The following is a 14,223-nucleotide window of genomic DNA, read 5'->3' on the forward strand; positions in this document are numbered from 1 at the left end:
TGCTTGCCCTTACTTCCAAAGGGCAGACGCTCCATCAGGGGGAACGGTGGGTGTTGAGGGGCGTCGTGATGATGTACGTCTTCTTGATTGCCTCCGGGGTATCCATGCTTGTTGGCATGTAAAAGACGGCGCCTCAAGGCCGTTGATGGTGGATGGATCGGCATTACGGTGAGATTGCCCGTTCCTGGCATCACTCGGTGTTTCCCGGTCACGCCTCTGCTTGCTTTCGTCCAGCGCGCAATAAAAAAACGCCGCAGTTTCCTGCGGCGTTCTCATACTTCCCCGATTCTGGCGAATCCTCAGCCCAGCAGCTTTCGCACCTTCGTCAATGCCGTCATGAACCGCTCGATCTCGGCATGCGTGTTGTAGAACGCCAGCGAAGCTCGGCAGGTAGCCGCGACGCCGAAGTACTGCAGCAGCGGGTGTGCGCAGTGTTGGCCCGAGCGCACGGCCACGCCTTCCAGGTCGAGCAGGGTCGCCAGGTCGTGCGCATGCGCGCCATCGATCAGGAAAGAGACCACCGCAGCCTTCTCCGGCGCTTCGCCGATGATACGCAGGCCGTCGACGCGGCGCAGCTCTTCGGTGAAGTGCGCCAGCAGTTCGGCTTCGCGGGCTTCCACGTTCTCCTGGCCAAGCTGCTGCAGGTAGTCGGCAGCCACACCCAGGCCGATGAAACCGGCGATGTTCGGGGTGCCGGCTTCGAACTTGTGCGGGGCATCGTTGAACACGGTGCCGTCGAAGCTGACTTCCTTGATCATCTCGCCGCCGCCGAGGAACGGCGGCATCGCGTCCAAGTGCTCGCGACGGGCCCACAGCGCACCGGTGCCGGTCGGGCCGCACATCTTGTGGCCGGTAATGGCGTAGAAATCGCAGCCGATCGCGGCGACGTCGACCTTGCGGTGCGGCACGGCCTGCGAGCCATCGACCACGGTGATGATGCCGCGCTTGCGCGCTTCGCGGCAGATCTCGCGCACCGGATTGACCGTGCCCAGCACGTTGGAGACATGAGTAACCGCCAGCAGCTTGACCTCCGGGGTCATCGCCGCGCGCAGCGCATCCAGATCGAGTGCGCCATCGGGGGTGATCTCGGCCACGCGGATGGTGGCGCCGGTACGCTGCGCGACCAGCTGCCACGGCACGATGTTGGCGTGGTGCTCCATGCGCGTGATCAGGATCACGTCACCGGCCTTCAGCCGCGGCAGCGCCCACGAATAGGCCACCAGGTTGATGGCGAAGGTGGTGCCACTGCACAGCACCAGGTCGCTGGGCCGCACGTTGAGGAAGCGCGCCAGCTTGTTGCGTGCGCCTTCGTAGGCATCGGTGGCTTCGCTGCCCAGTGCATGCACCGCGCGGCTGACGTTGGCGTTGTAGCGGCGGTAGAACTCGTCCACCGCGCCGATCACCTGCACCGGCTTCTGGCCGGTGTTGGCGTTGTCGAAATAGACCAGCGGCTTGCCGTGCACTTCACGCATCAACAGCGGGAAGTCGAGACGGACGCGGTCCCAGTCGGGGGCGCCGGTGCGTTCTTCGATCGGTCGCGGCGTGGACAGGTTCATGCCACACCCGCCTCGGCGAGGGCCTTGTCCAGGCGACGTGCCAGCTGCGCACGCAGTGCGTCGGGCAGGATCTTCAGCGGCTCGTGGCAGAACGCGGCGCTCAGCAGAGCCTGCGCCTGTGCCTGCGGCAGGCCGCGCGAGCGCAGGTAGAACAGCGCATTGGCATCGAGCTGGCCGACGGTCGCGCCGTGCGCGGCCTTCACTTCATCGGCGTCGATCACCAGCGTCGGCTGGGTGTCGATCTCGGCATCGGCCGACAGCAGCAGGTTCTTGTTGGACAGGTTCGCGTCGGTGCCATCGGCGCCTTCGCGGATCTGGATGCCACCATGGAACACCACGCGGCTGCGGTTGGCGGCGACGCCGCGCCACAGTAGCTCGCAGGCGGTATCGCGTGCGATGTGGTCGATGCCCAGGCGGGTTTCGACGTGGCGGCGGCCATTGCCGAGCAGCACGCCGTTGGCGGTCAGCTGGGCGTTGTCGCCTTCCAGGCGTACGTTCAGTTCATGGCGGCTGAGCGCAGCGCCCAGTTCCAGGTCGACGCGGTGGTACTGCGCGTCGCGGGCCAGCACCGCGTCGGTGCGCAGGAAGCTGGTCTGGCGCGCGCTGCCTGCCTGCACGCGGGCGTGCTTGAGCACGGCATCACGGGCGACGTGGGCATGCAGCACGGTGTTGTCCAGGTGGGCGGAGTCACCCACGCTGAAGCGATGCTCGACCACGCTCAGGCTGGCGCCGGCACGCAGTTCGATCAGGTGACGGTGGTGCCAGGCCAGGTCGGTGTCGCCGGCGACGCTGGCGAATACCAGCTGCAGCGGCGTTTCGACCTGCACGCCTTCGTCCACGCGCAGCACCACGCCTTCGTCGGCCAGTGCGGCGTTGAGGCGGGCGAAGACCTCTTCACTGCGCTCGTAGCGGCGGCCGAGGAAACGCACGGCGTCTTCGCCGGCGGCCAGTGCGGCCGACAGCGGCTGCAGCTGCACGCCGGCCGGCAGCGCCTGCACGTCGCTCAGCGCGGCATCCAGGCGACCGTTGACGAACACCAGGCGCGGCGCCGGAATGTCGTCCAGCAGCGCGGCGTCCAACGCAGGGCCCTGCAGCGGCGCCGCAGCGAACGCACGGCGTTCCAGCTGGCGCAGCGAGGTGTACTTCCAGGCTTCGTTGCGGGCGGCCGGCAGGCCGTCGCGCAGGGCCGCATCCAGCACTTCGCGGCGCGCATCGCTGCCGCAGAAGGCCTGGGCCATCGAATCAAGCAGGGCGCTCATCAGACTGCCGCCTCGGGCACGACCCGGTCCTTCAGGAAGTCATAGCCGTGCGCTTCCAGTTCCAGTGCCAGCTCCGGGCCGCCACTCTTGACGATGCGGCCATCGGCCAGCACGTGCACCACGTCCGGCTTGATGTAGTCCAGCAGGCGCTGGTAGTGGGTGATGACCAGGAACGAGCGGTCGGCGGCGCGCAGTGCGTTGACGCCGTCGGCCACGCTCTTCAGCGCGTCGATGTCCAGGCCCGAGTCGGTCTCGTCCAGGATCGCCAGCTTCGGTTCCAGCACGGCCAGCTGGAAGATCTCGTTGCGCTTCTTCTCGCCACCGGAGAAGCCTTCGTTGACGCCACGGTGCAGCAGTTCGTCCTTCAGGTGCAGCACGGCCAGCTTCTGGCGCACCAGCTTGAGGAACTGCATGGAATCGAGTTCTTCCTCACCGCGCGCCTTGCGCTGGGCGTTCAGTGCCGCGCGCAGGAAGTAGGTGTTGTTCACGCCCGGGATTTCCACCGGGTACTGGAACGCCAGGAACAGGCCGGCAGCGGCGCGCGCTTCCGGGTCCTGCTCCAGCAGGTCGACGCCGTCGAACTGCACGCTGCCTTCGGTCACTTCGTAGCCGTCGCGGCCGGCCAGGACATTGCCCAGGGTGGACTTGCCGGCGCCGTTCGGGCCCATGATGGCGTGCACCTGGCCGGGCTGGACGTCCAGCGACAGGCCCTTGAGGATTTCCTTGTCGCCGATGCGGGCGTGGAGGTTTTCGATCTTCAGCATGGTGGGGGTTTCCGTGGGGCGGGCCGCGGCCCGCCGGTAAAGAGAATGCGTTTGCGAGGGGCAGGGGCGGGCGGTCAGCCCACCGAACCTTCCAGCGAGACTTCCAGCAGCTTCTTGGCTTCCACCGCGAACTCCATCGGCAGTTCGCGGAACACCTGCTTGCAGAAGCCGTCGACGATCATCGACACCGCGTCTTCCTGGCTGATGCCACGGGCGCGGCAGTAGAACAGCTGGTCGTCGGAAATCTTCGAGGTGGTGGCCTCGTGCTCGACGGTGGCGCCCGGGTTCTTCACCTCGATGTAGGGGAAGGTGTGCGCGCCGCACTGCTTGCCGATCAGCAGCGAATCACACTGGGTGTAGTTGCGCGCGCCATCGGCATTGCGGTCCACACGCACCAGGCCGCGGTAGGTGTTCTGGCCGCGGCCGGCGCTGATGCCCTTGCTGACGATCTTGCTCTTGGTGCGCTTGCCGACGTGGATCATCTTGGTGCCGGTGTCGGCCTGCTGGCGGTGATGGGTCAGCGCCACGGAGTGGAACTCACCGACCGAGTCGTCGCCCAGCAGCACGCAGGACGGGTACTTCCAGGTGATCGCCGAGCCGGTTTCGACCTGGGTCCAGGTGACCTTGCTGCGCGCACCACGGCACTCGGCACGCTTGGTGACGAAGTTGTAGATGCCGCCGACGCCGTTCTCGTCGCCCGGGTACCAGTTCTGCACGGTGGAGTACTTGATCTCCGCGTCTTCCAGCGCGACCAGCTCGACCACCGCAGCGTGCAGCTGGTTCTCGTCGCGCATCGGCGCGGTGCAGCCTTCCAGGTAGGACACGTAGGCCTTGTCCTCGCACACGATGAGGGTGCGCTCGAACTGGCCGGTGTGGCCGGCATTGATGCGGAAGTAGGTGCTCAGTTCCATCGGGCAGCGAACGCCCTTGGGAATGAACACGAAGCTGCCATCGGAGAACACCGCCGAATTGAGCGCGGCGAAGTAGTTGTCGCCCACCGGCACCACGGTGCCCAGGTACTGGCGGACCAGTTCCGGGTGTTCCTTGATGGCCTCGGACATCGAGCAGAAAATGATGCCCTTCTCGGCCAGTTCCTTGCGGAACGTGGTGCCGACGGACACCGAGTCGAACACCGCGTCCACCGCCACGCCGGCCAGCTTGGCACGCTCGTGCAGCGGCACGCCCAGCTTGTCGTAGGTGTCGAGCAGTTCCTTCGGCACGTCATCCAGCGAGGCGTACTTCGGGCCCTTCGGCGCGGAGTAGTAGCTGAGCGCCTGCAGGTCGATCGGCGCGATCTCCAGCTTGGCCCAGTCCGGCATCGGCATGGTCAGGAAGTGGCGGTAGGCGTCCAGGCGCCACTGCGTCATCCACTCCGGCTCTTCCTTCTTGGCCGACAGGGCACGGATGGTGTCCTCGTCCAGGCCCGGCGGCAGGGAGTCCGATTCGATCTCGGTGATGAAGCCGGCCGAATACTTGCGGCCGAGCTGCTCGTGGATCTCGCGGTTGGGGGTGTCGTCGTGGGCGACGTTTTCGATGGTTTCGGTGGCCATGGGGGGCTGCCTACGGATCAGGAGACGACGTCGACAGCGATGGTGCGGCGCTGTTCGTCATCGGCAAGGGGGAGAGGGGGCAGGATCTGCGCAAGGGTGACATCGCGCAGGGCCTCGGAGACCACGTCGTTGATCAGCCGCCAGCTGCTGCGCGCGCCGCACTTGGGCGCCATGCCGCACTGGTGGTGGTCGTGGCTGCATTCGGTCAGGGCCAGTGGCCCTTCCATCGCTTCGACCACTTCGAACAGCGAGATCTCGATGGCCGGGCGGGTCAGGCGGTAGCCGCCACGCACGCCGCGCAGGCCTTCAACCAGGCCGGCCTGGGCCAGCGGCTTGAGCACCTTGCTGACGGTGGGCGGCTCCAGACCGGTGAATTCGGCCAGCTCGGTGGCACTGAGCACCTCGCCCGGACGGGCGGCGAGCACGGTCAGCACGACGGTGGCGTAATCGGTGAGTTTGGTGACGCGCAACATGGGGATGCGAGTGGTTCTTAAAGCGGACTGAAATTGTACGCTTTTATTCGCCGCCATCCAACCCGGGCATTCAGCCGGCGCTGGGGCCGGGCCGGGAGGACACACCGGGGCCGTTGCCAGGGCGCAATGCTGCGCCAACGGGGTGATTTTCGCAATCACCCGGAATGGGCGAGAATCCCTGTTCCATTCGCTGCAAACAGCCCGTGCCGATGCCGAAGAAGATCCAAGCCCGCAAGTCCGCCATCCATGGCAACGGCGTGTTCGCCGTGGCCCCGATCAAGCAGGGCGAGCGCGTGATCCAGTACAAGGGCCTGCTGCGCAGCCACGGCGACGTTGATGCCGATGACAGCGGCGACGTCGAAAGTGGCCATACCTTCCTGTTCACCCTCAACGACGACTGGGTGATCGATGCCAACTACAAGGGCAATGACGCGCGCTGGATCAACCACAGCTGCGACCCGAACTGCGAGGCGGTGATCGAGGAAGACGAGGACGGCGACAGCCGCGGCGACAAGGTGTTCATCGAGGCGCTGCGCGATATCAAGGCCGGCGAAGAGTTGACCTACAACTACGGCATCACCCTGGCCGAGCGTCACACCGCCAAGCTGAAGAAGATCTGGGAGTGCCGCTGCGGCTCGCCCAAGTGCACCGGCACCATGCTGCAGCCCAAGCGCTGACCCGCAGCGGGTAGTGGCGGGGGCGGGGGGGGGCCCGCCGGGGGGGGGGGGGGGGGCGCCCCGCGGCGCCGCGCGCCCCGGGCCCCCCCACAATCGGCCCCCCCCCCCCCCCCCGCCCCCGGCACTACCTTACTTACCCAGCACGCCTGCCGGCACCAGGTTGCCCAGGTTCTGGTTGAAGGTGACCACCAGCTTGCCGTTCTTCACCTGCGCCGACTGCACCTGCAGGGCGCCGAGCAGGCCGGCCACGGCCGGGTCCAGCTTGTAGATCGGTTCGCGCTGGGCGTAGTCGCTCAGCCAGGCATTGAGCAGGCCGCGGGTGCGCGAATCGAGGCGACCGCCCTGGTTGGCCGGGGTGAAGTCATCCACGCTCGGCTGCTGCAGGTGGAAGCCCTGGGTCTGCGCGTCGTAGCGCAGTCCACTGCTGAGCTTCACCGTGCCCAGCTTGGCCGGGTTGCCACCGGCGGTGGCCAGTGCCACATCCATGCCCAGGTTCAACCGTTCGCCGGCCGGAAGACTCAGTTGCGGGTGACTCATGGTCAGGGCGATCAGGCCGCCGAGGGCGTCCTGGGTGCGCGGGAAGCTGCCATCGAGGTACTGCTGCACGTCACTGGCGCCGACCGACAGTTCGCGGCCGGAGATGGAAGGGGCGGCCTGGGCGCCGATCGCAGCGGCGATCAGTACGGTGGAGGCGGCGAGGCGGGTCATCAGGGAACGCAGGCGCATGGCGGTGACCGGTGGATATGAATGGACGAATCAAAGAGTAGCCGTGCCGGCTGAATCGCGCGTGCATGCCGCTGCAACGGTTCAGTCCAGCGTTGGCCGCAGTTGCGCCGACTGGATCTGCCAGGCGCGGCCATCGGCACGGGGTTGCACCCGGTACCAGCCGCCGAAGCGGAAGGTGCCCTCAGGGGTCACTGCGCGGATCTGCACCGGAACCTCCAGCAGCTGCGGCGGCTGGTGACCGTCGCGCGCGATCGGTAGTTCGCTGGTCAGGCGCAGGCTGCGCACGTCCGTGAGCTGGCGCAATGCGGCATCGTCGGCGCGTCGTGCATCGCTGGGCGGGAATGTCCACGCGGCGTCGACGGCCTTGCGATCGCGATTGAGCAGGGCCATGACATAGGCATTGAGCATTCCCGCCGGCAGCTCGGCCTCGGCCGCGACGGCGGCAAACAGGGGATCGACATCGATGGCCTGCACGGCCGGTGCATCGCCTTCTGCGGCGGTCTGTGACTTCGTGCGGGCAGCCACCTCGGCCGTGGCCGACGGTGTGGCATCCGCTGGATCGGATTGCGATGTCGGCCGGGAACAGGCCAGCAGCACCAGCGGTGCGAGCAGTATCAGGAACCTGCGCATGTCTGCCTCCTCCCCGAGGCGAACGGAAGGAGGCAGTGTATCGGCTGTGCCGCGATCAGCGCGAGGAGGGCAGCTGTTCCAGTGCATCCAGCGCTGGCAGCACCTGCGTGGCGATGGCGGCCAGGGCATGGCCTTCGGTGTCGGCGTGGCGCTGCACGATGTCGCGCAGCAGCTGGGTGGCGATCACCAGGGTCGCGCGCTCGTCGCCGCTGATACCAGCGGTGCGCGGCGCCGCTTCCAGCAGGCGCATCAGGTCGCGGCTTGCGCGATGTTCCAGTTCGATGGTGCAGCGCCCGGTGCACTGCAACCCGTCCTTTTCGATGGGGGTCACCGAGATCCGGTAGCGGGTGGAGGGGCTGGCCATGAGGGTGTGCTCGCCGTAGCTGTGGAGGATGTGCCCACCTTAGGCAAGGCCGTGCCCGGCGGCGATGGCCGGGGCTGCACGCAGTGTTCCACCCGGTACGTTCCGGGGCCGCAACGGACCACGCCCAGCCAATGGCGACGGGCCTGTACGCGCATTCCCGGGGATGCGGCAACGCTGTGTTGCGGGCTGTGTTGGGACAAAAAAAACGGGACGGCCAGAGCCGTCCCGTCGGAATCCGCGTTGGGGCGCGCGCTTACAGCGCGGCGTCCTTCAGCTTCTTCAGCGGACGCACCTTCAGCTTGGTGGTGGCCGGCTTGGCAGCGAACCACTGCTCTTCCTTGGTGAACGGGTTGATGCCCTTGCGCTTCGGCTTGGCCGGCACATTGACGGTGGTGATCTTCAGCAGGCCCGGCAGGGTGAAGGAGCCAGCGCCCTTCTTGTGCACCGAGGAGGCGACGGCGCTTTCAAGCGAGGCCAGCACAGCGCGGACGTCCTTGGCGATGACGCCGGAGGCTTCAGCGATGTGTGCAACCAGGCCGGACTTGGTCAGCACTTCCTTGATCGGCTTCGGAGCGGCCGGCTTGGCGGCTGCCTTCGTCGCGACTTTCTTCACTGCCTTCTTCGGGGCAGCCTTCTTAGCGGTCTTTGCCATGGTTTCCTGTTCCGTGAACGGTTGGTTGTTTGGTCGGCGCCGAACCCCGTCGGCAAGCGCAATGTAGGGCAACTCTCGGGCGCCGCCAATAGCCCGAAGCGTGGAAAGTGCATGTTTTTTCATATCCAGGCCGATTCAGTACATGGCCGGCAGTGGGGGAAGGGGGTGTGGCAGCGCGCGCGATGGTCCTCGCCCGCGCATCGGAGGAATGCGCGAAACCACTGAAAACAAGGGAAAAATGCGCGCCGGTCTGGCGAAGAAGTGACCAGTTGTCCGGTTTCCGGTGGACCTGTGGCGTGTGGCGGAGCGACGCAGGGCTAACGCCTCCCGTGCGAGGGTGACCGTTCATCACCGTCACGCAGGAGCAGCACATGGGAATCTCGCGACACGCCACCGCGCACTGGGAAGGCGATCTGAAGTCGGGCAAGGGGCAGTTGAGCACGCCGCAGAGTGGGCTGCTGGACAAGACCCGCTACGGCTTCAACAGCCGCTTCGGCGACGAAAAGGGCACCAATCCGGAAGAGCTGATCGCTGCCGCGCACGCCGGCTGTTTCACCATGGCGCTGTCGGCCAAGCTCGGCGAGGCCGGCTTCACCCCGACTTCGCTGGATACCGAAGCCAAGGTCGATCTGTCGCTGGAAGGCGGCCCGCAGCTGTCGCAGATCCGGCTGAAGGTGAAGGCGGTGGTGCCGGGCATCGACGCGACGCAGTTCCGTGCGATTGCCGATGACGCCAAGCAGAACTGCCCGGTATCCAAGGCGCTGAGCGCAGTGCCGATCAGCCTGGAAGCCGAGCTGGGCTGAGGGTAGTGCCGGCCGCTGGCCGGCAACCGCATGATGTCGAGGTCCAGGTAGCAGCCGGCCAGCGTTATGGCGGCCTTCCTGGCCGCCACCCTCCGGGCCGTCGCATCCGACGTTGGCAGCGGCTCCTGCCGCTGCCTTCGGCTCTACCACCCCCCATCACAATCACCAATCAAGGGTGCCGGTAATCACCGTCTGCACCTGGCCACCGGACCAGACTTCCCCGTCTTCATCGACGAAAAGGGTCAGGCGCGCGTCGTGGCCGACTTCGCGGCCCTGGCTGACTTCGAACGGTGCGCGACCACGGGGCAGCGCATCGCGCAGGTCCAGCCATGCGGCCAGCACCGCATTGGCAGCACCGGAGGCGGCGTCCTCGAAGCGGCGTCCATTGCCGACGAAGGCACGTACCGCCAGATCGAAGCCCTCGCTGCCATCGCTGAAGGCATAGGCGAACACGCCCATGCTGTCGGTGGACTCGGCCAGTGCGGCCACCGCATCCCAGTCCGGCTGCAGCGCGCGCAATGCGGCCTCATCGGCCACCTGCACCACCCACCAGCTGCGTCCGCCCTGCATCCGCGCCGGCGGCAGCGTGCCCAGCGGCCAGTCCTTCAGTGCGGCCTGCAGGCGTGGATCGGTCGCCTCGGCAGTCTCGGCCAGCTGCGCGCGCGGCGTGCGGATGGCGATGCGCTGCTGCACACCCTCACCGCTGACGCGCAGCGGCAGGGCACCGGCAATGCCGTCCTGCACCAGCACACCATCAACCGCTGCGGCCAGGCCGGCCTGCAGCACCGCATGTGCGGTGCCGACGCTGGGGTGGCCGGCAAACGGAACTTCCTTCTGCGGGCTGAACATGCGCAGGCGGTAGCTGGCACCGGCGACCTGCGGCGGGAACACGAAGGTGGTTTCGGGCAGGCGCGTCCAGCGCGCGATGGCCTGCATGCTGGCGCCGTCCAGGCCCTCGGCATCGAGCACCACGGCCAGCGGATTGCCAGCGCCGGCGCGCGGGGAAAACACATCCAGCTGCAGGAAACGGCGGGTGGACATCAGGCGGCACTCCAGTAAACAGGCCGCATAGCGTAGCGCGGGGCACCCAAAAGGGGACGGAGGGAATTAAGTCGCTTTTGCCCCATGTGCCATAAGCGACTTAATTCCCTCCGTCCCCTTTTTTCCGTGGGCTACCAGCGGATGTGGCCGTCGATGACCGGTTGCACCTGGCCGCCGATCCAGACCGTGCCCTGCGCATCGATCTGCACCTGCACGCGGCCATCGCGGCCGACTTCGCGGCCCTGGCTGGCCACGTAGTGGCCCTCGCGGCCGGGCAGGGCATCGCGCTGCCGCAGCCAGGCACCGATCAGGGCATTGGCGCTGCCGGTGACCGGATCTTCCGGCACGCTGGCCGCATCAGCGGGGCAGAAGGCGCGCACCACCCGGGTGTGGTCGCTGCCAGCTTCGTCGGCGAACACGGCCAGGCCGGTGGCATCAGTGGTGAGGCTCCAGTCGGCCAGTGCGGCCATGTCCGGCACCAGGTTGCGTACGGCGGAGGCGTCGCGCAGCGGCAGCAGCCACCAGCGAGCGCCGTTGTCCCATAGTTCGGGTACGTGCCCGCTGGCAGCCAGCGCCAGCAGCGTTTCCGGCGCTCCGTCCGCCGCTGTGTCCAGTTGCTGCGCCGGTGGGCTGGCCAGTTGGATCTGCAGTGCCTCGGCCGGGCCGCTCACCCGTACCGGCAGCAACCCCGCCGCGCATTGCTGCAGCAGGGCACCGTCGCGTGGTTGCGCCAGGCCGCAGGTCACCGCCGCCCAGGCGGCGCCGACGCTGGGGTGGCCGGCAAATGCCAGCTCGCGGGTCGGAGTGAAGATGCGGATGTGGTAGTCGGCGCCCGGCGCACTGGGGCGCAGGAAGAACACCGTCTCGGACAGGTTCAGCCAGGCGGCCAGGGCCTGCATCTGGCTGCTGGAGAGCTCGTCGGCGTCCAGGATGACGCCCAGTGGGTTGCCGGTGCCGGGGCGGGGGGCGAAGACATCGAGCTGCAGGTAACGGAGGACGGCCATCTACGGGGATATTGCGCTTAGAATCAAAGGTTCCGCCCCCGAGGGCGGCTTCCCCACATTTTACATAGCCAATCCATGTCAGCTTCCCCCCTTGTCGATCGTTGGATCGTACTGAAGTTCGGCGGCACCTCGGTGTCGCGTCGTCATCGCTGGGACACGATCGGGAAGCTGGCGAAAAAACGTGCGGAAGAGACCGGCTCGCGCGTGCTGGTGGTGGTTTCGGCGCTGTCCGGGGTCACCAACGAACTGACCGCGATCGCCGATGGCGCGCCGGACAGCCGTGATCGCGTGGCCGCGCTGGTCGAACGCCATGAAGGCTTCCTGGCCGAACTGGGCCTGGGCCGCGAAGTGCTGGCCGAGCGCCTGGCAGTGCTGCAGGGACTGCTCGATGACCCGCGTGCGGCCACCCGTCCGCTGCAGTGGCAGGCCGAAGTGCTGGGCCAGGGCGAACTGCTGTCCTCCACCCTGGGTGCTGCCTACCTGCACGCCTCGGGCCTGGACATGGGCTGGATGGATGCCCGCCAGTGGCTGGACGCGATGCCGCCGCAGCCGAACCAGAGCGACTGGTCGCAGCGCCTGTCGGTGAACTGCCAGTGGCGTGCCGATGCGGAGTGGATGCAGCGCTTCCGCGCGCAGCCGACCCGCCTGCTGATCACCCAGGGTTTCATCTCGCGGCATGCCGATGGCGGTACCGCCATCCTCGGCCGTGGTGGCTCGGATACCTCGGCGGCGTACTTCGGCGCGCTGCTCGGCGCCAGCCGCGTGGAGATCTGGACCGACGTGCCGGGCATGTTCAGCGCCAACCCGAAGGATGTGCCGGACGCGCGCCTGCTGACCCGCCTGGACTATTACGAGGCGCAGGAAATCGCCACCACTGGCGCCAAGGTGTTGCACCCGCGCTCGATCAAGCCGTGCCGCGATGCCGGCGTGCCGATGGCCATCCTCGATACCGAGCGCCCGGAACTGCCGGGCACCAGCATCGATGGCAGCGCTGCGCCGGTCCCGGGCGTGAAGGCGATCAGCCGCCGCAACGGCATCGTGCTGGTGTCGATGGAAGGCATCGGCATGTGGCAGCAGGTCGGCTTCCTGGCCGATGTGTTCAACCTGTTCAAGAAGCATGGCCTGTCGGTGGACCTGATCGGTTCGGCCGAAACCAACGTCACCGTGTCGCTGGATCCGTCCGAGAACCTGGTCAACACCGATGTGCTGGCCGCGCTGTCGGCCGACCTGTCGCAGATCTGCAAGGTGAAGGTGATCGTGCCGTGCGCGGCGATCACCCTGGTTGGTCGCGGCATGCGCTCGCTGCTGCACAAGCTGTCGGACGTGTGGGCCACCTTCGGCCGCGAGCGCGTGCACATGATCTCGCAGTCGTCCAACGACCTGAACCTGACCTTCGTCATCGACGAAGCCGATGCCGATGGCTTGCTGCCGATCCTGCATGCCGAGCTGATCGACAGCGGTGCGATGCCGGTGGAAGAGACCGAAGTGTTCGGCCCACGCTGGCGCGAGATCGCCGGCACCGTGCGCCCGCGTGGCACGCCGTGGTGGCGGGGCCAGCGGGCGCACCTGCTGCAGCTGGCCGACGCCGGTACGCCGCGCTATGTCTACCACCTGCCGACCGTGCGCGCCCGTGCCCGCGCGCTGGCCGCGATCAAGCCGATCGACCAGCGCTACTACGCGATCAAGGCCAACAGCCACCCGGCCATCCTGCAGCTGCTGGAAGCCGAGGGCTTCGGCCTTGAGTGTGTATCGCACGGCGAACTGAAGCACGTGTTCCAGCACCTGCCGGAACTGTCGCCCAAGCGTGTGCTGTTCACCCCCAGCTTCTGCCCGCGCAGCGAGTACGAAGCCGCGTTCGCGCTGGGCGTGACCGTCACCGTCGACAACGTCGAAGCGCTGCAGCGCTGGCCGGACCTGTTCCGCAACCGCGAGCTGTGGCTGCGCGTGGATCTGGGCCGTGGCGAAGGCCACCATGCCAAGGTCCGCACCGGCGGCAAGGACTCCAAGTTCGGCCTGCCGATCGCCCGCGTCGATGAGTTCGTGCGCGCGGCCACCGATCTGGGCAGCCGCGTGGTCGGCCTGCATGCGCATCTGGGCAGTGGCGTGGAAACCGCGCAGCACTGGCGCCTGATGTGCGATGAGCTGGCCGGTTTCGCCCGCCGCATCGGCAGCGTGCACACCATCGATATCGGCGGTGGCCTGCCGATTCCGTACAGCGACGAAGACGAGCCGTTCGACCTGGACGCCTGGGCCGAGGGCCTGGCCGAGGTCAAGGCGCTGCATCCGGCGTTCCGCCTGGCGATCGAGCCGGGCCGCTACCTGGTGGCCGAATCCGGCGTGCTGCTGACCCATGTCACCCAGGTGGTGGAGAAGGACGGCGTGCGCCGTGTTGGCCTGGATGCCGGCATGAACGCACTGATGCGCCCGGCCCTGTACGACGCCTGGCACGACATCGAGAATCTCAGCCGCCAGGGCGGCTATGCCGAAGCCGCGTTCGATGTGGTCGGCCCGATCTGCGAATCCAGCGATGTGTTCGGCAAGCGCCGCAAGCTGCCGGTGTCGACCGCGCCGGACGATGTGATGCTGATCGCCGACGCCGGCGCCTACGGCTATTCGATGGCCAATACCTACAACCAGCGGATGCTGCCGCGCGAAGACGTGATCGAATGACCACCGCGCGCGCCCTGCACCCGCCCACCGACACGCCCCGCGCCATCGCGCGGG

The 14,223-nt window shown here is 67.3% G+C and carries 14 protein-coding genes; 3 read left to right on the forward strand and 11 right to left on the reverse strand.

The window, feature by feature from the left end:
- Positions 1-299: 299 nt before the first annotated feature.
- The 5 genes from V3B48_RS08575 to V3B48_RS08595 all read right to left on the reverse strand — a co-directional run bounded on the left by V3B48_RS08575 (position 300) and on the right by V3B48_RS08595 (position 5,602).
- A complete protein-coding gene (locus V3B48_RS08575) occupies positions 300-1,556 on the reverse strand; it encodes a cysteine desulfurase (RefSeq protein WP_005408431.1) in 1,257 nt (418 codons plus the stop codon).
- Positions 1,553-2,815 (reverse strand): Fe-S cluster assembly protein SufD, encoded by a 1,263-nt coding sequence (gene sufD, locus V3B48_RS08580; protein WP_329893529.1) that lies wholly within the window; start codon positions 2,813-2,815, stop codon positions 1,553-1,555. The genes V3B48_RS08575 and sufD overlap by 4 nt, the downstream gene beginning before the upstream one ends.
- Positions 2,815-3,579, reverse strand: coding sequence for a Fe-S cluster assembly ATPase SufC (gene sufC / locus V3B48_RS08585; RefSeq protein WP_019337095.1), 765 nt, complete (start codon positions 3,577-3,579; stop codon positions 2,815-2,817). Before sufC ends, sufD begins: the two co-directional genes overlap by 1 nt.
- A 74-nt stretch (positions 3,580-3,653) precedes the next feature.
- The gene (gene sufB, locus V3B48_RS08590) at positions 3,654-5,129 is read right to left on the reverse strand and encodes a Fe-S cluster assembly protein SufB (RefSeq protein WP_043396952.1); all 1,476 of its coding nucleotides are present in this window, start codon (positions 5,127-5,129) and stop codon (positions 3,654-3,656) included.
- A 17-nt stretch (positions 5,130-5,146) separates the two neighbouring features.
- Entirely contained in the window at positions 5,147-5,602 is a 456-nt protein-coding gene (locus V3B48_RS08595) for an SUF system Fe-S cluster assembly regulator (RefSeq protein WP_005408436.1), read from the reverse strand.
- 209 nt (positions 5,603-5,811) lie between these two features.
- Between V3B48_RS08595 and V3B48_RS08600 the strand changes: the two genes are divergently transcribed.
- Positions 5,812-6,279: an SET domain-containing protein-lysine N-methyltransferase gene (locus V3B48_RS08600; RefSeq protein WP_012479369.1), complete on the forward strand. Its 468-nt coding sequence runs from the start codon at positions 5,812-5,814 to the stop codon at positions 6,277-6,279.
- A gap of 129 nt (positions 6,280-6,408) precedes the next feature.
- On the opposite strand, the gene V3B48_RS08605 is transcribed toward V3B48_RS08600, so the two are convergent.
- From V3B48_RS08605 to V3B48_RS08620, 4 genes are all read right to left on the reverse strand, one after another.
- Positions 6,409-7,005, reverse strand: a complete 597-nt coding sequence (locus V3B48_RS08605) for a DUF1439 domain-containing protein (protein WP_012510326.1) — start codon at positions 7,003-7,005, stop codon at positions 6,409-6,411.
- Between the two features lie 81 nt (positions 7,006-7,086).
- Positions 7,087-7,635, reverse strand: a complete 549-nt coding sequence (locus V3B48_RS08610; protein WP_329893530.1) for a hypothetical protein — start codon at positions 7,633-7,635, stop codon at positions 7,087-7,089.
- Positions 7,636-7,690: 55 nt separating this feature from the next.
- Positions 7,691-7,999, reverse strand: a complete 309-nt coding sequence (locus V3B48_RS08615) for a DUF3861 family protein (protein ID WP_032129232.1) — start codon at positions 7,997-7,999, stop codon at positions 7,691-7,693.
- Between the two features lie 253 nt (positions 8,000-8,252).
- Positions 8,253-8,651 (reverse strand): HU family DNA-binding protein, encoded by a 399-nt coding sequence (locus tag V3B48_RS08620; protein ID WP_010483539.1) that lies wholly within the window; start codon positions 8,649-8,651, stop codon positions 8,253-8,255.
- Positions 8,652-9,022: 371 nt separating this feature from the next.
- Between V3B48_RS08620 and V3B48_RS08625 the strand changes: the two genes are divergently transcribed.
- Positions 9,023-9,454 (forward strand): OsmC family protein, encoded by a 432-nt coding sequence (locus V3B48_RS08625; RefSeq protein WP_005408443.1) that lies wholly within the window; start codon positions 9,023-9,025, stop codon positions 9,452-9,454.
- Between the two features lie 162 nt (positions 9,455-9,616).
- On the opposite strand, the gene V3B48_RS08630 is transcribed toward V3B48_RS08625, so the two are convergent.
- Positions 9,617-10,495, reverse strand: coding sequence for a PhzF family phenazine biosynthesis protein (locus tag V3B48_RS08630; protein WP_329893531.1), 879 nt, complete (start codon positions 10,493-10,495; stop codon positions 9,617-9,619).
- Between the two features lie 131 nt (positions 10,496-10,626).
- Positions 10,627-11,499, reverse strand: coding sequence for a PhzF family phenazine biosynthesis protein (locus V3B48_RS08635; RefSeq protein WP_329893532.1), 873 nt, complete (start codon positions 11,497-11,499; stop codon positions 10,627-10,629).
- A 75-nt stretch (positions 11,500-11,574) separates the two neighbouring features.
- Between V3B48_RS08635 and V3B48_RS08640 the strand changes: the two genes are divergently transcribed.
- Positions 11,575-14,169, forward strand: a complete 2,595-nt coding sequence (locus tag V3B48_RS08640; protein WP_121503977.1) for a bifunctional aspartate kinase/diaminopimelate decarboxylase — start codon at positions 11,575-11,577, stop codon at positions 14,167-14,169.
- Positions 14,170-14,223: the final 54 nt, after the last annotated feature.

Origin of the sequence: Stenotrophomonas sp. SMYL20, assembly GCF_036320045.1 — a bacterium.
In the GTDB taxonomy this organism is placed as follows: domain Bacteria; phylum Pseudomonadota; class Gammaproteobacteria; order Xanthomonadales; family Xanthomonadaceae; genus Stenotrophomonas; species Stenotrophomonas maltophilia_A.